Annotated in this window: 19 protein-coding genes; 10 read left to right on the top strand and 9 right to left on the bottom strand. The window is 41.1% G+C overall.

Annotation, left to right across the window (positions count from 1 at the left end):
- Nucleotides 1–346: 346 nt before the first annotated feature.
- The 6 genes from AC4MBN_RS11300 (at nt 347) to AC4MBN_RS11275 (ending at nt 4,383) form a co-directional block, all read left to right on the top strand.
- Nucleotides 347–1,291, top strand: a complete 945-nt coding sequence (locus AC4MBN_RS11300) for an SNIPE associated domain-containing protein (RefSeq protein ID WP_491880224.1) — start codon at nt 347–349, stop codon at nt 1,289–1,291.
- Nucleotides 1,292–1,525: 234 nt separating this feature from the next.
- Complete coding sequence (locus AC4MBN_RS11295; RefSeq protein WP_034171734.1) at nt 1,526–1,921, top strand: ribonuclease E inhibitor RraB; 396 nt, start codon at nt 1,526–1,528, stop codon at nt 1,919–1,921.
- A gap of 240 nt (nt 1,922–2,161) precedes the next feature.
- Nucleotides 2,162–2,608, top strand: a complete 447-nt coding sequence (locus tag AC4MBN_RS11290; RefSeq protein ID WP_004785131.1) for an SRPBCC domain-containing protein — start codon at nt 2,162–2,164, stop codon at nt 2,606–2,608.
- 124 nt (nt 2,609–2,732) lie between these two features.
- Nucleotides 2,733–3,071 carry a zinc ribbon domain-containing protein YjdM gene (locus AC4MBN_RS11285; protein WP_034705280.1) on the top strand — a complete coding sequence of 113 codons (339 nt, stop codon included), beginning with the start codon at nt 2,733–2,735 and terminating at the stop codon, nt 3,069–3,071.
- 115 nt (nt 3,072–3,186) lie between these two features.
- Entirely contained in the window at nt 3,187–3,549 is a 363-nt protein-coding gene (locus tag AC4MBN_RS11280; protein ID WP_419364647.1) for a 5-carboxymethyl-2-hydroxymuconate Delta-isomerase, read from the top strand.
- 390 nt (nt 3,550–3,939) lie between these two features.
- On the top strand, nt 3,940–4,383 hold the full coding sequence (locus AC4MBN_RS11275; RefSeq protein WP_491880223.1) for a YybH family protein: 444 nt from the start codon (nt 3,940–3,942) through the stop codon (nt 4,381–4,383).
- Nucleotides 4,384–4,496: 113 nt separating this feature from the next.
- On the opposite strand, the gene AC4MBN_RS11270 is transcribed toward AC4MBN_RS11275, so the two are convergent.
- Entirely contained in the window at nt 4,497–5,264 is a 768-nt protein-coding gene (locus AC4MBN_RS11270) for a hydroxymethylpyrimidine/phosphomethylpyrimidine kinase (protein WP_419364744.1), read from the bottom strand.
- A gap of 258 nt (nt 5,265–5,522) precedes the next feature.
- Here AC4MBN_RS11270 and AC4MBN_RS11265 point away from each other — a divergent pair, with 258 nt between their 5' ends.
- Nucleotides 5,523–6,170 (top strand): HAD family hydrolase, encoded by a 648-nt coding sequence (locus AC4MBN_RS11265; protein ID WP_419364645.1) that lies wholly within the window; start codon nt 5,523–5,525, stop codon nt 6,168–6,170.
- Nucleotides 6,171–6,342: 172 nt separating this feature from the next.
- Nucleotides 6,343–7,275 carry an IS5-like element IS17 family transposase gene (locus tag AC4MBN_RS11260; RefSeq protein ID WP_419365521.1) on the top strand — a complete coding sequence of 311 codons (933 nt, stop codon included), beginning with the start codon at nt 6,343–6,345 and terminating at the stop codon, nt 7,273–7,275.
- 188 nt (nt 7,276–7,463) lie between these two features.
- Here AC4MBN_RS11260 and AC4MBN_RS11255 read toward each other — a convergent pair whose 3' ends face one another.
- From AC4MBN_RS11255 to AC4MBN_RS11240, 4 genes are all read right to left on the bottom strand, one after another.
- Nucleotides 7,464–7,919, bottom strand: coding sequence for a hypothetical protein (locus tag AC4MBN_RS11255; RefSeq protein ID WP_419364641.1), 456 nt, complete (start codon nt 7,917–7,919; stop codon nt 7,464–7,466).
- Nucleotides 7,920–8,001: 82 nt separating this feature from the next.
- A complete protein-coding gene (locus AC4MBN_RS11250) occupies nt 8,002–8,610 on the bottom strand; it encodes a DUF805 domain-containing protein (protein WP_491880222.1) in 609 nt (202 codons plus the stop codon).
- 173 nt (nt 8,611–8,783) lie between these two features.
- Nucleotides 8,784–9,254: an IS5/IS1182 family transposase gene (locus tag AC4MBN_RS11245; protein WP_005252359.1), complete on the bottom strand. Its 471-nt coding sequence runs from the start codon at nt 9,252–9,254 to the stop codon at nt 8,784–8,786.
- Complete coding sequence (locus AC4MBN_RS11240; RefSeq protein ID WP_080631261.1) at nt 9,202–9,597, bottom strand: transposase family protein; 396 nt, start codon at nt 9,595–9,597, stop codon at nt 9,202–9,204. Before AC4MBN_RS11240 ends, AC4MBN_RS11245 begins: the two co-directional genes overlap by 53 nt.
- Nucleotides 9,598–10,054: 457 nt before the next feature.
- Here AC4MBN_RS11240 and AC4MBN_RS11235 point away from each other — a divergent pair, with 457 nt between their 5' ends.
- Entirely contained in the window at nt 10,055–10,645 is a 591-nt protein-coding gene (locus AC4MBN_RS11235) for a DUF4142 domain-containing protein (RefSeq protein ID WP_419364637.1), read from the top strand.
- A gap of 81 nt (nt 10,646–10,726) precedes the next feature.
- On the opposite strand, the gene AC4MBN_RS11230 is transcribed toward AC4MBN_RS11235, so the two are convergent.
- The 4 genes from AC4MBN_RS11230 to AC4MBN_RS11215 all read right to left on the bottom strand — a co-directional run bounded on the left by AC4MBN_RS11230 (nt 10,727) and on the right by AC4MBN_RS11215 (nt 15,791).
- Complete coding sequence (locus tag AC4MBN_RS11230) at nt 10,727–12,010, bottom strand: ribonucleotide-diphosphate reductase subunit beta (RefSeq protein WP_004785102.1); 1,284 nt, start codon at nt 12,008–12,010, stop codon at nt 10,727–10,729.
- A 138-nt stretch (nt 12,011–12,148) separates the two neighbouring features.
- Nucleotides 12,149–12,271, bottom strand: a complete 123-nt coding sequence (locus AC4MBN_RS11225) for a hypothetical protein (RefSeq protein ID WP_257225464.1) — start codon at nt 12,269–12,271, stop codon at nt 12,149–12,151.
- 35 nt (nt 12,272–12,306) lie between these two features.
- Nucleotides 12,307–12,573: a hypothetical protein gene (locus AC4MBN_RS11220; protein WP_491880221.1), complete on the bottom strand. Its 267-nt coding sequence runs from the start codon at nt 12,571–12,573 to the stop codon at nt 12,307–12,309.
- A gap of 383 nt (nt 12,574–12,956) precedes the next feature.
- Nucleotides 12,957–15,791 carry a ribonucleoside-diphosphate reductase subunit alpha gene (locus AC4MBN_RS11215; protein WP_419375239.1) on the bottom strand — a complete coding sequence of 945 codons (2,835 nt, stop codon included), beginning with the start codon at nt 15,789–15,791 and terminating at the stop codon, nt 12,957–12,959.
- 570 nt (nt 15,792–16,361) lie between these two features.
- Here AC4MBN_RS11215 and bfmR point away from each other — a divergent pair.
- The gene (gene bfmR / locus AC4MBN_RS11210; protein ID WP_004785097.1) at nt 16,362–17,078 is read left to right on the top strand and encodes a response regulator transcription factor BfmR; all 717 of its coding nucleotides are present in this window, start codon (nt 16,362–16,364) and stop codon (nt 17,076–17,078) included.
- Nucleotides 17,079–17,082: the final 4 nt, after the last annotated feature.

Raw genomic sequence — 17,082 nt, 5'->3', positions numbered from 1 at the left:
GCTTTATCACTTTATCTTTAGTTTAACTGTTTAATCTATCTATTTTTATTCAGTTTTTCTCAAGATTTTCAGCCTATCCGGAATTCGTACTTATAACATTTGATATAAAAATAAAAACCACTCTAATCGATTATCACCAACAGATTCATTTTAAGTAAATTGATAGGCATAAAAATATTAAGGTTTTATAGATGAAAAATCATTTAAAAGATCAATTATATTAAATACTTACGGTCATTTTTTATCTTTGATTCTCATCATTAAATTATGCAGAATAACTTTAAAATATCATAAATTTTTAATTTTTTAGTGCCTATATATGGTGCAAGGGGTAAGGAACGGGATGATGCTAAGTGGCGCGCTCTTTGTTCTCGCAAGTGTTTTAATCATTGTATTACTACGGGTATTCAATAGCCTGAAATTATCAAGAAACAATATTCAGTCTCTACAGGAAAATCTGGATCATTCACGCAGTAAATTGGCTGATTATGAAACACAAGTTGATGAATTAAATTATGAAATGACCCAGCTACGGATGCAATTGGGAAGTGCCAGAACTGAACTGAATAAATATAAAAAATATCAGGATATCTGTGACATTGAACAATACATTATTAACCGCAGTTTGCAGGCCGAAAATTTCGTAGAAGTAACCAAGCTTGATGCCTCGATCATGCTGGATGATCTCAAAGCCTATATCGCCCAGGTCAAAGCATATTTACAGAGTTTACAGGCTCAGGCCGAAGCTGATATTGAGCAACAGGCCCGAAAAGCGTTACAGGCTTATTATCAACAGGCCAAAGAACAGCAGCGACTGCAAGAAGTAGTTGAAGCTCTCGAGCATAAGATCAAGGGCTATCAACATGGTTTTGATCTGCCGGTCACGCAGCTTCTGAATCAGCTCATTAGTGGCTACAACGATACTGATGCAGCTCGGCATTTACTGACTATTAGAACACAGATTGAGCAGGCTAAAGAACAGCAGCAGGTAGCCAGCTGTAACTATGTCGATGAAGACCGTCGCAAGAACACCATTGCGATTTTGAGTCTGGCATTTAATAGCAGGGCAGAATTCTATTTGTCCCAGTTAAATACTCATAATCTGGGAGAAACGCTGCAATCCTTAAAAGATGATTATCGCCTGATGAATTATAAAGGACAAAGCTTGAGCCAGGCCATGATTCAGGAGTCCTATCTGAACTTACGTCTGGAAGAGCTTAAATTCGCCGCCGTTTTACTTGAGCTTCGACAGAATCAAGTGTTTGAACCATCTGCAGTGATCGCTTCCTAACTACAATTAAAAAATCCAGATCAACCGATGAAATTTTTTAATCTGCAGATTGATATGCAGGTATTTTTAATTAGATGAAAATGCAGCTTTTTTTCAAATTCTTAAATTTATATTGATAAAATTCAGTTGGTTATTTAGAGAAATTCAATTTTTTTTCATATTCTGTACTCGATAATTCAAATAAAATAAGTTAAGCTGAATCGAATAATAAAACATCATAATAAGGATATCTCTATGGCACGCGATTATGACAAATTCCCTGACGATGAAAATGGTCATGTACTGTGGCAAATGTATCAGGATGGTGATGATCTGCAGGACGACCATGAAATTGAATTCTCGATAGCCTTTAATAGTGAAGAGCAGGCTGACCGCTGTGCATTGCATTTACTCAAAGAAGAACAAAAGATAAGCCTATATCAGGATGAGGAGAGCGATACCCTGGAATGGACGATTACCATTCATGTCTATATGCAGCCTACCTATGAAAATATTGTCGACTTAGAACAATGGTTTACCAGAATTGCCGCTGAATTTCAGGGTGAATATGACGGCTGGGGCTGTATGGCCTATGTCTATGATGATGAAGGCGACCCGGAAGAGGGCGAAAGCAAACTTCGTAGCAGCTAATCAAAATTTCCTTATTCAAGCCCGGTTAAGCCGGGTTTTTTTATGGCCTGCGGTATTGGTCGGCTTAACTGTAGTTTTTTGTTATACATCCTATAAAATGGATAGATAACAATTATATTTAGGCCGTACAGTATATTGGGCAGTTATTTAAATACTGAGGCCGATGAGATCGGGATGATCCATCCGAATAATAAATAAAAATAATCTTTCAGTAAGAACAAGAAAAAAAGGTAGGCTGAAATGAGTTATACCCTAAAAATGCATCGCGTATTCAGTGCGCCACCGGAACGGGTGTACCGGGCCTTTATTCATCCAGATGCCATTGCAAAATGGCTGGCACCGCATGGCTTCACTGCCAGAGTTGAGCATGCCGAAGTCAAACCGGGAGGCAGCTATAAAATCACCCTGACCAATTTTGCCACTGGTACCCAGCATCATTTACATGGCACCTATCATGAAGTTATTCCCAACCAGTTACTGCGCTATACCGATTGCTTTTCCACGCCTGAGGTCAAAGGTGAAATTGAAGTCACGCTCATCTTTGAAAAAGTGTCTGTAGGCACCAGCCTGCATATTATTCAGGTGGGTTATCCGGATCTGGTACCACCATCTGCATGTCACTTAAGCTGGCAGGAGTCATTGCAGCTTTTGTCCTGGCTGGTCAATCCACATATTTTAGATGGTTAAGTTCAGTTAATTAAGTCGAGCGGGAGATCCTTTTAAAGCTTGAGCATGAACCCACCCAAAGATGCTATAATTCAGCCTTAATTTTTTGTTTTTTCTTTTATTTTTTTATTTTGTTGAGGTTGCTATGGCTCTACCACAATGCCCAAAATGCCAGTCTGAATATACTTATGAAGATGGTGACTTGTTAATCTGCCCAGAATGTGGATATGAGTGGAAAGAAGGGGAAGCAACTGAGGAAACCGTGGTCATCAAGGATGCGCATGGCAATCTGCTGGCTGATGGCGATACAGTTACGGTGATTAAGGATCTTAAAATTAAAGGGTCTTCTTCAGTGGTTAAAGTCGGGACTAAGGTCAAAAATATTCGTCTATTACCCGATGCAACTGATGGACATGATATTGACTGTAAAATTGATGGCATTGGCGCCATGAAGCTCAAATCTGAATATGTGAAAAAAGCCTAATACATTCTTATACGAATGAGTGCTTTCGGTCTTCGGGTTTGAAGGTTTATGCTTCTTCCTCAAACTCGAAGATCAATCTCTTCTGATCACTATATCATGCCTGGATCTATGCTTTATGCCTCATTTTCATCTTGAATATTCAGATAATATTCAGCAGCTCGAAACCCGACCTTTAATGTTGGCAATTCACCAGGCCTTATTTAACGCCGGTTATATTAATGACCCGAATGATTTAAAAAGTCGGGCGATTGCACAGCAGGATTATGTGATTGGACTAGAGCCGGAGACAGATCAGGCTTATGTGCATGCCAAAGTTTCTCTCCTGACTGGTCGTAGTCTGGACATTCGCCAGGCAATTTCCAAGCTGGTACTTCAGGTCATGCAGCAGCACATTGTCTCGCAGCCGGGGTTAAAGATTCAGCTCTGTGTTGAAATTCTGGAAATGGACAAAGAAACTTACACTAAAGCTATTATTTGAATTTTTTAGATTGAAGTGAGGACTAGGAAATTAAGTTTTCTTAATTTCTCTCTTTATCTTGAATGCATGAGAACTTAATAAAAAATTGAGAAGTATCAAAGTGATTGTGAAATATAAAGAACGATAAATAAAAATAGAGCATGAAAATTTAAATAATCAGTCAAAATTCACCTGATGATTGCAGTTGATCAGAAAATTTTGCCTATGATTAAAAAAATGGTGTAATTTTAGGTATTAGGTCACACTTTTGACCTGATATATGGGGGATGGGTAAAACCAGGACCCATCCACATAATTAAAAATAATGAAAAACAAGAAAGACTGAAAAATGATGAGATGCTTGAAATCTCGGTTTTCAAGTCTGAATAAAACCTTATAGAGAGGTATTCAATGAAAATAATAGGGGAAGAATGTCTGGCTCAGGAAGTCAGGACATTTTTACAAAAATGGGATCAAGCTATTTGTTCACTTGAATTCAGCGAAATTCGTCAACTTTGCCGACCAGATGTCTGTCTGATTGATATTAGCTCCGAACTGAAAGGGATCGAGGCTTATCAGGCTGCATGGCAACAGTACCGCCCATATATGCGCAACAAAGGTATGCGCGTTGAACGGCAGGAGGTCACCATTCAGGTCAATAATGATATGGCTTTTGTATATGGTTATGTCCGGATTGCCTATGCGGCGATGGAGCGATATTTTCCTTTACAGTGGTGTCGCTTCAGCATGGTCTTGAGCAAGCAGCAAGATCAGTGGCAATTGCATTATCAGCATATTTCTGTCCCTGTTCAGGAGAAAACTGAAAAACTGCGTCCTGTGAAACTGGCAGGTTAAGGCGCAAGTTTTAAATTTCATTGAAACAAGATCATCACCTCTATTTGTCGACTCTTGAAAAGAAATCGCCATAAAAAAGCCTGAATCGTTCAGGCTTTTTTATTTAGGAAAGATTAGAAGCGTTTTGGAATCCGCTGACCATTCGGTACTGGAATTTCCGCATTCTTTAATACACCAAATAACCAGGTTTCTGCATGTTGTACAGCTGTTTTCAACTGTTCACCCAAGGCTAGACGTCCGGCAATGAAACTCGCCAGTGAACAGCCTGAGCCATGATATTCACCTTCCAGACGCGGACAACGGGTTTCGTTGATCAATTCACCCTGAATATATAGACGGTTCTGGATATAGTCGGGAGTATCTTCGTGGCCGCCTTTAACCAGAATCGCGTGAGCACCCATTTCAAACAGTTTCTGCGTGGCTTGATCTAAATCCTGCTCACCTGTTAGGGCACGCAACTCGACAGTATTTGGAGTTAAAATCGTAGCTAGCGGAATCAGTTGTGTAAACGCTTTGACCAGTGTGGCCTGATTGCCGAGTGAGCCACCACTATTGGCTACCAGCACTGGATCCAGTACATACTTATAGTCCGGATGCGCAGTTAGAAATTCTGCCAGCGCCTCAATATTTTCAGTAGTACCCAGCATGCCTGATTTAACACAGCGAATCGGCAGATCATTTACCACAGCATTGGCCTGAGCCAGCAGTAATTCCTTTGAAGTTGCTTCAAAACCAAAGACCTGTTGCGAGTTCTGGATGGTCAGGGCTGTACAGGCAATTGCAGCATGAGCACCACTTTGACCGATGGCTTCAATATCTGCTTGAAGGCCTGCTCCACCTGAAGGATCTAAACCTGAAAAGCAAAGTACGGTAGGTCGCAAAATGATGTCCTTCATTCACTAAAATTGCCTTAGTATAGGCAAATTTATTCAAACTCTCGATATTAATTTCTATCACTTGCAAGAACTGTCTGTCAGGCAAAATTTCATATGTTTTATCTGATCAAAATATAGAGTTGATTACCCTGAAAATGGGCGTTCTTGGCTTGTTTTTATGGCCTAATAATTGCTTTAGAGTAGACAAATCTGGCTATACTCACGATATGAATTGATGTCGGTTGCAAACATAGGGGACAAGATGTGATTCAGAATATTTTAATTGATTTGGATGGTACATTAACTGACCCAAAAGTGGGGATTACGACTTCTGCCCGCTATGGTCTGGAAAAGGTGGGTCATCCGATCAGTGAAGACACGAATATTGACTGGATTATCGGGCCTCCTCTAAAAGCTTCACTAGCTAAAATTTTGAATGTGGATGCGGATGATACCCTGGCTGAACAGGCACTAATGGCATATCGTGAACGTTTCGCAGTGACTGGCTTATATGAAAATCACGTCTTTGAAGGCGTAGCTGAAACTCTGGCGGAACTTAAACGCCGTGGTTATCGCCTGTTTCTCGCAACAGCAAAACCAACCGTTTATGCCAAACAGATTCTGGAACATTTTAATCTGGCCCAGTATTTTACTGAGATTTATGGCAGTGAGCTGAATGGTGATCGGACCAATAAAGGGGAACTGATTCAGTATATCCTGGAACAACAAGGCATGCAGGCTGATCAATGCATTATGGTGGGGGACCGTGAGCATGATATTTTTGGTGCCCGCCATAATGGGATTGAGTCGATTGCAGTCAAATACGGCTATGGTTCAGAAATTGAATTACAGCAGGCACAGCCTAAATATACGATTGAGAACTTTAGTCATTTATTAGACTATTTAAAATAATTTTTTATTTTCATTAAAAATAAAATGCTTCTATGTTTAGGAGCATTTTTTATATTCATTATTAACAATAATTTTTAACTTCACCTTTTGAATAGAAATCTGTTCTATTGCGTTAACTGGCTTTGTTGCACAAACCTATCTGTAAAGGCTTTTTCAGCGATATAATTTTCAAATGAAGAAGCCTACACATAAAATCTACCGCACAACCAATTGGCCCGCATATAACCGAGTACTCATGAGTCGCGGAAATATTGCCATTTGGTTTGATCCTGCTACGCAATGGTATGCTCCATCAAAAGGCAAACAAGGGCGAAATCAAACCTACTCCGACGCAGCTATCCAATGCTGCTTAATGATTAAATCCTTATTCCGTCTATCTTTACGTATGGTCACTGGCTTTGTGCAAAGTCTGATTGAACTTTGCGGATTAAATTGGACCGCACCAGATTACAGTACGCTTTGTAGAAGACAAAAGCATATTGATATTGCAATCAGCTACCAAAAAAGTAGCGAGGGGCTGCATCTACTTGTAGACTCTACAGGCATGAAGTTTCTAGGTGAGGGCGAATGGAAACGCAAGAAACATGGAGCTGAATATCGTCGCCAATGGCGTAAACTACATATTGGTATAGATGCCAAAACCCTACAAATACGCGCTATTCAGCTCACAACCAATAATGTCAGTGATTCACAGGTGCTTGGTGATTTACTTAATCAGATTCCACAAGATGAGCAGATTGACTCTGTTTATACCGATGGAGCTTATGACACCAAGCAATGCCGTCAGGTCATTGCAGATCGGCAAGCACATGCGGTGATTCCACCTAGAAAAAATGCGAAACCATGGAAAGATAGAAAGAGTAGCTCGCTAGAGCGAAATGAATTACTTCGAACAGTTAAACGTTTAGGCAGGACATTATGGAAAAAATGGTCAGGCTATCATCGCCGCAGTTTGGTGGAAACCAAGATGCATTGCATCAAATTATTAGGCGATAAATTAATGGCAAGAAGCTTTCCTAGTCAGGTGAATGAAATTCATGCACGTGTAGCAGTCCTCAACCGATTTACGGAATTAGGTCGACCACTTACCCAAATTACGCCTTAAATTTGGCTCAATTAGGGGCGCTTTGCATTTCAAATCTTTGTGCAACAAAGCCGCTGGATGACATCATTAAATATAATCCAATCTAATCAGAAGTTTTTAAAATGGATTATTCATAAAAATTTAAGATGTCATTGAACTTCAATTAAAAAATCCCGCTTAATGCGGGGTTTTTTAATTTTATATGGCATTTAAAGTGTTAAAAACCAGATAGAAGCAGCAATGACGACAATTAAGATAACCAGAAAGATTTTTAGATTGGTTTTAGGATAAGTGGTGCTTAAGCTCGCTTTCGTAACTTCCTGACCTGCGGGATCATACAGAATCACCTTTTGTGCACTATTTTCATAACCTAATTCTAGCAGGGCACGCTGTTCAAGAGCTGTCAGACCCTCTTCAGGCATATCCATAACTTGCAGCAGCGTTGTAGAGCCCCAAAGTTTTTGAACAATTGGAGTAGATACCAGCTGTTTTAGGGTGTCTGAGGCAGCATTAAAGTCGGCAATGATGCTGCGTTCATGCGCATAGGGAACGGGAGGGACCATTGTTTGCACAATCGTGCCCTCATTGTCCATCAGTTGCATTTTATCTTTATAAATTTGCACCCATATTGCATTGGGAAGTTTGGATAACTGATCTTGCAGCATGAATTACCTACGTATTGCTTTGATATTAAATTAAATAATCTATAAACATATCCCGTATCAAGACGGGATATGTAATGTTCCATTACTTGGCAGGAGCACCATATTCATTATTTTCTTTTTTGGTATCACTTGCCCACCAGATGATGAGTAAAATGACTCCTATCCCTGTCAGTACAAGCAATTGCCACCATCCAGAGCGTCCAATGTCATGCAAGCGACGTGCCCCTACAGCCAGACTTGGGAGTAAAAGAGCTAAATTTAGCAGGCCATTCACCAAAGGTTTGGTGCCTAAAACTGCATCAATGACTTCACTAATAATGCCTAAAATTACACAAAACAGCATAAAGAACCAAAATTCTTTACGGCGTGCACGACCAGAAAAGTTTGCATAATTGGTTAGACATTTTACGAACCAGTCGATACTGCTGTAATTCTCTTCAGCCTGATCCAAATTGGAATATTTGTTAATCTGATTGCTAATACTTTCTCCCAGATGAATCGAGCTTCCCAGAGCCAGATAAATATCTGCTGCATGGCCGGTTGAGTTAACAATAAAATCAACCCGGTCACCGCGTGATGGAGGGCGTTGTCCACGCCAGTCTGCACCGCTAAAACTGTAGCGGTTGTTATCATCCCCTGTGATAAAACCCGTATTATCTTGAATAGAAAAATCCAGGATGGAACCTTTCATAAGCCCTCTCTATTTATCTTCTGGCTATTATGGATTTGTATAAATATTATTCATATATGGCCGATAGTAGCATAGGAAATTTATTTTGAGATCAAGCTTTTATAAAAATATTTAGGTAATAAATTTTCACTATCTAAAGCTAGAAATTCTGATTAATAGACCTCTTTCATAAATCATTTTTTGCTCAGTTCCAAGTTGTAGATTCCAGCGATTAAATTGAATCTCAAACCAAGCCTTTTACCTCTATTTCGATAACGCTCAGCAAGGATTTTGAAGGTTTTCAGGCTGCCAAATACATGCTCAATTCCGATTCTTCTTTTATTGATTTCTTGATTATAGATTTTCAATTCAGGATCCAATTTACAGTGTCTTTTGGCTTTTAATGGCAACAGGCTATTCGGATACAACACATAAATCCCCTGATAGCCTTTATCTGCAAGAATAAAAGCCCCAAAAGGAATCTGGTTTAAATTGCGTTTGAACAACTCGAAATCATGCACTGCACCGCGACTGGTACATAAACTCAGAATTTTCTGAGTTTTGTAGTGAATCATGGCCTGTACTTTAAAGGTATGGGTCTTTTTCTTGCCGCTATAGCTTTTCTTCTGTTTTTTTAGGCCTTTGGATTGGAATTTCCGTGGCATCCACGATCACAACATGCCAGTCGATGCCTTCGCCCTCGGGTAAATCTTTGGGTAAATTAAACAGATTGGACCGAATCAGGCAGTCTTCAACATGACGGACAATTCTTGAGGCTGTGGGCTCTGAAACCCCGTAACTCGTCGCAACGTGAAATAAGGTTCGGTATTCCCGCCAATAGCTCAGACAGAGCAGAACCTGATCCTCCAGGCTTAACTTGGGCGGTCTGCCTTTGGCAGAGACATGCTTCTGCAATTGCTCAACCATCAAATAGAAAGTTGACCATGAGATGCCTGTGTATCGCTTGAACTGAGGATCAGAAAGCTTGTTTGAATCGATGTATTTCATCCGCAGATTATGCACGAATGCTAAGAAATCCGGAGTGCAAATATTAACCAAAAAGAAGATCGTTTTTTGATTTATGAAAGATATCTAATAAGAAGTTGATTTAGCAGCTAATGAATAGTTCAATTAAATTTAGCTTTTCTTAATTTGTTGAATAATAAGGAATGATTCAATAGAGGAAAAACTGAAGTAAATTTAATAAAGCTAAGAATATACTAAAATTTATAAAAATAATTTAAATCAATGCCTTAATTAATTTTGGTATTTTACTCAATATGAATATATTGCGAATTTTTACGTAGAGTTTGAATAAGAAACTAATCCTCAACAGACTTTGCTTAAGCTAATAAATGCTTATATATTGATCTCATAAAACAACTTAAACATTACACTGTTTTTAAGCTAATTCACCTATTTTATAAAGGCATTTTTAATTAATAAAACATTAAAGGGTGCCATGATGAAAGCTATTCCAATGAAGAAGATGATTAACTGTGTTGCGATGAGTGGTGTATTGCTATTCACTGCTGGGCAAACAATGGCAATGAATCAGCAATCTTCAACTGCTGCTCAAGCAAATTCTAAAGCATCAAATGACAGCCGAATGCATTTAACCGAGAGTCAAGTGATTAAGGTTGTAAGTACGGTCAATAACGGTGAAATCAAACAGGCAAAAACAGCCTTGCCAAAACTTAAAACAGATGACGCACGTAAGTATGCGCAAATGATGATTAGCGAACATACAGCGAATGAGAAAAAATGTCAGGCTCTGGCAGACCGTTTAAAATTAACTCCGCAAGCAAGCAGTCTCAGTACGACATTGCAAAGTGATAGTGACAAGATTGTTACTGACCTGAGCAAGCCATCTGCAGCTGATAAAGACTATATGATGAGCCAAGTTGAAGTACATCGTAAAGCCCTGAACACTTTGGACACACAATTGATTCCAAATGCGAAAAATGCGGAATTAAAAAGCATGTTGACGCAAACCCGTACTGCGGTAGCGACACATCTGAAAAAAGCTGAACAAATCGTTGAAAAGATGAAATAAGTTAAGCATTCATCCAATAAAAGAACCGCCATTTTAGGCGGTTTTTTTGATCATAATACTTTATATATTATGTGATATTTCTTACCAGCTTAACGCACCACCAGTTTGGTAGTCTGTTACGCGAGTTTCGAAGAAGTTCTTCTCTTTACGTAGATCCATCATTTCTGACATCCACTGGAATGGATTGTTCACACCAGTAAACTGTTCAGGCAAGCCTAACTGGCTCAAGCGACGGTTACAGATGAATTTCAGGTATTCTTCCATCATGCCAGCATTCATGCCCAATACACCGCGTGGCATCGTGTCACGAGCATATTCGATTTCAAGCATGGTACCTTCAAGGATCATTTGAATCACTTCTTGCTGGAATTCAGCAGTCCACAGATGTGGGTTCTCGATCTTGATCTGATTGATCATGTCGATACCGAAGTTCAGGTGCATAGATTCGTCACGCAGGATGTACTGGAATTGCTCAGCAACACCATTCATCTTGTTACGACGACCCATAGACAGAATTTGGGTGAAACCGCAGTAGAAGAAGATACCTTCAAGGACACAGTAGAATGCGATCAGGTTGCGAAGCAGGATCTGGTCGTTTTCTGGTGTACCGGTTTTGAAAGTAGGATCACTTAGAGATTGCGTATATTTCAAGCCCCAAGCTGCTTTACGTGCTACTGATGGAACTTCACGATACATGTTGAAGACTTCGCCTTCGTCCATACCTAAAGACTCGATACAGTACTGGTAAGCATGCGTATGAATCGCTTCTTCAAATGACTGACGCAGGATGTACTGACGGCATTCAGGGTTTGTGATGTGACGGTAGATCGCCAATACCAGGTTGTTTGCAACCAGTGAATCCGCAGTAGAGAAGAAACCAAGTGAACGCATCACGATGGTACGTTCATCTTCAGTCAAGCCATTTTCAGACTTCCACAACGCGATGTCGTGGTTCATGTTGATTTCTTGAGGCATCCAGTGGTTGGCACAACCATCCAGATATTTCTGCCAAGCCCATTCGTATTTGAATGGCACTAACTGATTCAAGTCAGCACGGCAGTTGATCATACGTTTATCATCAACTTGTACACGCTGTGCACCCATCTCAAGTTCCTCAAGACCTGGCGCAACGTCCAGCTGGTCTAGGGAAGCAGATGCTCTTGCCAGTGAATCGGTTGAATTTGATCCTGCGCTTCGAGGGGCTGCAGCGGGTTGTGCAGCTGCCACATTCGACGATGTGTTGCTTGCATCAGATACCATCTGCGGATTAGCCGTTTTTTTCGGCTCGACGGGCGTAGGCTGCTGTTCAGGTGCAGCCGGTTTTTGCGAATCATCTTCGAAATCGTCCCAACTTAGGATAGACATATCAATTCTCTCTAGTTGCTTTATATCTTTTATTAGACATCCAGCAGTGCTGAGATGTCTTACTATACGCTCAATTTGTGTAAACAAAATTAAGTTTTGTCGATGAATGCTCTGAATTTGTTCAGAGATAAATCCCCACTACTTATTTTGTTTACGCTGTTGCTGGCGAACTTTAAACCAGAAATAAGCAATCGGTGCGTAAAAGGTAACGGCAAAGGAAAGGATCAATGCCACAAGTCCTAACATGTAATTGTGAGTCATATGCGGCTTTGAGGTTTCCTTTTTAAATAAACATATTAGATATATTTATTAATCCAATCCCATGTTTCTTGTCTCAACCATCCAGAGTGATTTTTTGAGGCAGGCATTACTAGAATTAGATCATTACTATCTGTATGTTTTCTAAGTCGCTCTCTTATTTGCTCACTAGACAAAGTTGTACTAATAAACCAATAAGAGTCCATTACATGACACCAATCAGGAAAGTTTTTTATTTCCTTCCGCACAGCTTCATGTTTCTGACCTGGTGTTACCAAATCATAACTTATAGAATAAACCGCCATTTTCATACTCCTTAAATATCATTAGGGCAGTTGTTACTCAAAAGTCCTTGACGATATTGCGAGATCAGGCGATTATTCACCTGCTTTTAGCGAAGCAATATGTCGAAGAACTCGCTTCTTAGACTGGAAAGGGGATCTGTAGGAAGATTCCCTTTTTTTATGTCTAAAATTTGGCTCTTAGGATTGGCTGTAGGAACTGCCTTACCTTTGAGTGTGATGACTATCGTAATAATCAAAACAAAATCTCTTTAAAATTTGAATCCCCCTCTTGCGCAGCAGTGCTGCTCACCTTTTGCAAAGGGGGACTTGCATCCCGCCATTTGCTTCGAGGAATCTCCCTCCTTTGAAAAAGGAGGGTCGGGGTGGATTAGAAACCCGTCAGATTACTGACAAGCCTCACAATCAGGGTTGTCAATTGAACATGCTTGTGGCACTGGTGCTGCCTGAGTGAAACCTTCTTCCTCTACAGGCGCTTCAGGTTTTTTCTCTTCAACCACTGGCGCTGCAACTACAGGAGCCGCAACAGTTGCAGGCTTAACTGCATTCAATGCACCAGTATTAATGGTTGATTTCTCGGCAGAAGTTGCACCTAAGGCACGTAGGTAATAAGTGGTTTTCAGACCACGTAACCAAGCCATCTTGTAAGTGATGTCCAGTTTTTTACCGTTTGCACCCGCGATGTACAGGTTCAGAGATTGCGCCTGGTCGATCCATTTTTGACGACGAGAAGCAGCATCAACAATCCAGCGTGGCTCAACTTCAAACGCAGTCGCAAAGATCGCTTTTAATTCTTCAGGAATACGAGAAATCTTTTGTACTGAACCTTCGAAATGTTTCAGGTCATTGACCATCACCGCATCCCAAAGACCACGTTCTTTCAACGCACGTACCAGGTACGGGTTGATCACTGTGAATTCACCAGACAGGTTAGATTTCACATACAGGTTCTGGAAAGTAGGCTCGATTGACTGAGATACACCACAAATGTTCGAAATAGTAGCAGTTGGCGCAATCGCCATCACGTTCGAGTTACGCATACCGTCTTTTTGAACTTTGGCACGTAAAGTGTCCCAGTCCAGGCGTTGTGTACGGTCAACTTCAAACATACGTTCTGGGCGAGTTTTCGCAACCAGGTCAAGAGAGTCGATTGGCAGAATACCTTGATCCCATAGAGAACCTTTGAATGTTTCATACGTACCGCGTTCAACAGCAAGGTCACTTGAAGTTGAAATGGCGTAGTAAGAAATCACTTCCATTGATTCATCAGCAAACTCAACCGCAGCGTCAGAACCGTAAGCCATACCCATTTCGTAAAGCGCATCCTGGAAGCCCATGATACCCATACCGACTGGACGGTGTTTCAGGTTCGAGTTACGTGCTTGTGGAACCGCGTAGTAGTTGATGTCGATCACGTTATCGAGCATACGAACCGCAGTTTTCACTGTACGAGCCAGTTTTTCACGATCCAGCTTGCCGCCTTGAACGTGTTGTACCAGGTTGATCGAACCTAAGTTACATACTGCGATTTCTTCTTTGCTCGTGTTCAGGGTAATTTCTGTACACAGGTTAGAAGAGTGAACCACACCCACGTGTTGTTGTGGTGAACGCAGGTTACATACGTCTTTGAACGTGATCCATGGGTGACCTGTTTCGAACAGCATAGACAGCATTTTGCGCCACAAATCTTTTGCACGGATTTTCTTGTGCAACATATTTGTTTCTTTGGCAATGCTTTCGTAGTAAGCATAACGCTCAGCGAATTCTGCACCAGTCAGATCATGAAGATCAGGTGTTTCAGAAGGAGTGAACAGTGTCCATTCAGCATCTTCAAATACACGTTGCATGAACAGGTCAGGAACCCAGTTCGCAGTGTTCATGTCGTGAGTACGACGACGGTCATCACCCGTGTTCTTACGAAGCTCAAGGAATTCTTCGATATCCAGGTGCCAGGTTTCCAGGTATGCACATACCGCACCTTTACGTTTACCGCCTTGGTTTACCGCAACAGCAGTATCGTTGGCAACTTTAAGGAATGGCACCACACCTTGAGACTTACCGTTTGTACCTTTAATGTAAGAGTTCAAGGCACGAACTGGAGTCCAGTCATTACCTAAACCGCCTGCCCACTTAGACAGCATTGCGTTATCACGCATCGCACCATAGATGTCATACAAGTCATCATCAATCGTAGTCAAGTAGCAGCTAGATAACTGTGGACGTAACGTACCTGAATTAAACAGGGTAGGTGTCGACGCCATGTAGTCGAAGCTAGACAATAAGTTATAGAACTCGATTGCGCGGTCTTCGCGATTGTCTTCGTTCAGGGCAAGACCCATAGACACACGCATGAAGAACAATTGTGGCAATTCGAAACGCACGCCATCTGAGTGGATGAAGTAACGGTCAAATAGGGTTTGCAGACCTAGGTAAGTGAACTGGTTTGAACGTTCTGGTTGAATCGCTGCAGCCAGCTTAGCCAGGTCAAAGTTTAACAATTCAGGTGAAAGAAGCTCTAACTCAATCCCTTTTTTCAGGAAAGTTTCAAGCGCATCACCTTCATTAGTATCAGTTGATAAACCCAAGAACTCTAAACCGGTAGCCACCAGGTCATCACGCAACAGACGTGCAGTCACATAAGTATAGTTAGGTTCTTGCTCAATACGGGTACGAGTTGCCATCATCATTGTTGTAGAGATGTCAGACTCTTTTACGCCGTTATAAAGGTTTTTTACGGTCTCATCGACAATCGCCTGTACGTCGATTCCTTCAAGGCCTTCAGCAGCGCGAGTCACAGTCGCAGTCAATTCGCTTAGGTCAAGCGGCTTTAACTTGCCTTCTGCATCAGTGACTTGCAGTGTAGGGTGATGGTTGGCACCTAACTGTTTGCGCGCTTCAGAACGTTGTTCACGGTAGATGACATAGGCACGTGCAACTTTCTGTTCGCCAGTACGCATCAGCGCAAGTTCAACCTGATCCTGAATTTCTTCGATATGGATCGTGCCACCCGATGGTAAACGGCGTTTGAATGTATTCAGAACCATTTCCGTTAATTGTTCGATACGGTCGTGTATACGGCTCGAATCTGCACTTTGCTGGCCTTCTACTGCCAAAAATGCTTTTCCAATTGCAACAGAAATTTTTTCTGCATCAAAAGCGGCAACATCACCGGTGCGTTTAATCACCTGAAGTTGACCCGGAGTGGACGTGATTACGCTCATGTTAGCATAGCTCCATTGTCATCTATTTTTATGTTTATGGACCGTTTGAACTGGGCAAAAATCGTGCCACAGTGTTCGAGGAATAAACACAAGACCTAGTGGTTATAAAATTAATTGAACACAAGATACGGGAAAATTTAGGGTAGATCAATATTGACATTTTGCTAAATATTTTTCTGAAGTTTTATCTTAATCTTTTGCAAAAAGATCCCAATTTTTATTGATTCTTGCATAAGCCTTATCCGGCAAGGCATAGCATAGCAAAGCTGGCAAAAAGTGCTTATAGATAACATTGTGGATAACTAAAAAGGCCTGAATCAACTAGTCACATTTTGTTCAGATTAAGCTGTGATCGATGCAAATAAGCCGACAAACGGTAGTTAAATGCACATTCGAGTGAAATGTGCACGATAAAATATTACAAAATGCTACTTTGGTGTATTGGTTTGGTGAACGCTATCTTGTTTACAATGTAAACGTGTGTATATTGCAAGCATATTAAAAACGTATCTATTGGATTTCAAAAAGGATACGTCCGTAGCATACGTCCATCAAATAAAGGGGCAACACATGAGCCAAGAAGAAAAGTTACCTAAAATTCTAATTGTTGAAGATGATGAGCGTCTTGCTCGTTTAACACAAGAATACCTCATCCGTAATGGTCTTGAGGTTGGGGTAGAGCCGGATGGCAACCGTGCTATTCGTCGTATTATTGCTGAGCAACCAGACATGGTGGTTCTAGATGTTATGTTGCCAGGTGCTGATGGTTTGACCATCTGCCGTGAAGTTCGTCCACATTATCATCAACCGATTTTAATGCTGACTGCACGTACTGAAGATATGGATCAGGTCTTAGGTCTGGAAATGGGTGCAGATGACTATGTCGCTAAACCGGTTCAGCCGCGTGTCCTGCTGGCTCGTATCCGTGCTTTATTACGCCGTACTGACAAAGTGCCTGAGGATGAAGTGGCTCAGCGCATCGAGTTTGATGACCTGGTGATCGACAATGGTGGTCGTTCAGTGACCTTAAATGGTGAGCTGGTTGACTTTACCAGTGCAGAATATGACCTGTTGTGGCTGCTGGCTTCAAATGCGGGCCGCATCCTGTCACGTGAAGATATCTTTGAACGTCTACGCGGCATCGAATATGACGGCCAAGACCGTTCAATTGATGTGCGTATTTCGCGCATTCGTCCAAAAATTGGTGACGATCCTGAAAATCCAAAACGTATTAAAACAGTACGTAGTAAAGGTTATCTATTCGTCAAAGAAACTAACGGTATCTAATCGG

The organism is Acinetobacter sp. CAU_H_60 (genome assembly GCF_058599385.1).
Note: the sequence above shows the minus strand (reverse complement) of the source record. Positions and strands in the feature narration are given on the sequence as shown.

Bases quoted from the DNA above. Each gene is read 5' to 3' on its own strand.
- AC4MBN_RS11300 (WP_491880224.1), top strand. From the start codon at position 347: ATGCTAAGTGGCGCGCTCTTTGTTCTCGCAAGTGTTTTAATCATTGTA.
- AC4MBN_RS11295 (WP_034171734.1), top strand. From the start codon at position 1,526: ATGGCACGCGATTATGACAAATTCCCTGACGATGAAAATGGTCATGTA.
- AC4MBN_RS11290 (WP_004785131.1), top strand. From the start codon at position 2,162: ATGAGTTATACCCTAAAAATGCATCGCGTATTCAGTGCGCCACCGGAA.
- AC4MBN_RS11285 (WP_034705280.1), top strand. From the start codon at position 2,733: ATGGCTCTACCACAATGCCCAAAATGCCAGTCTGAATATACTTATGAA.
- AC4MBN_RS11280 (WP_419364647.1), top strand. From the start codon at position 3,187: ATGCCTCATTTTCATCTTGAATATTCAGATAATATTCAGCAGCTCGAA.
- AC4MBN_RS11275 (WP_491880223.1), top strand. From the start codon at position 3,940: ATGAAAATAATAGGGGAAGAATGTCTGGCTCAGGAAGTCAGGACATTT.
- AC4MBN_RS11260 (WP_419365521.1), top strand. From the start codon at position 6,343: ATGAAGAAGCCTACACATAAAATCTACCGCACAACCAATTGGCCCGCA.
- AC4MBN_RS11255 (WP_419364641.1), bottom strand. From the start codon at position 7,919: ATGCTGCAAGATCAGTTATCCAAACTTCCCAATGCAATATGGGTGCAA.
- AC4MBN_RS11250 (WP_491880222.1), bottom strand. From the start codon at position 8,610: ATGAAAGGTTCCATCCTGGATTTTTCTATTCAAGATAATACGGGTTTT.
- AC4MBN_RS11245 (WP_005252359.1), bottom strand. From the start codon at position 9,254: ATGCCACGGAAATTCCAATCCAAAGGCCTAAAAAAACAGAAGAAAAGC.
- AC4MBN_RS11240 (WP_080631261.1), bottom strand. From the start codon at position 9,597: ATGAAATACATCGATTCAAACAAGCTTTCTGATCCTCAGTTCAAGCGA.
- AC4MBN_RS11235 (WP_419364637.1), top strand. From the start codon at position 10,055: ATGAAAGCTATTCCAATGAAGAAGATGATTAACTGTGTTGCGATGAGT.
- AC4MBN_RS11230 (WP_004785102.1), bottom strand. From the start codon at position 12,010: ATGTCTATCCTAAGTTGGGACGATTTCGAAGATGATTCGCAAAAACCG.
- AC4MBN_RS11225 (WP_257225464.1), bottom strand. From the start codon at position 12,271: ATGACTCACAATTACATGTTAGGACTTGTGGCATTGATCCTTTCCTTT.
- AC4MBN_RS11220 (WP_491880221.1), bottom strand. From the start codon at position 12,573: ATGGCGGTTTATTCTATAAGTTATGATTTGGTAACACCAGGTCAGAAA.
- AC4MBN_RS11215 (WP_419375239.1), bottom strand. From the start codon at position 15,791: ATGAGCGTAATCACGTCCACTCCGGGTCAACTTCAGGTGATTAAACGC.
- bfmR (WP_004785097.1), top strand. From the start codon at position 16,362: ATGAGCCAAGAAGAAAAGTTACCTAAAATTCTAATTGTTGAAGATGAT.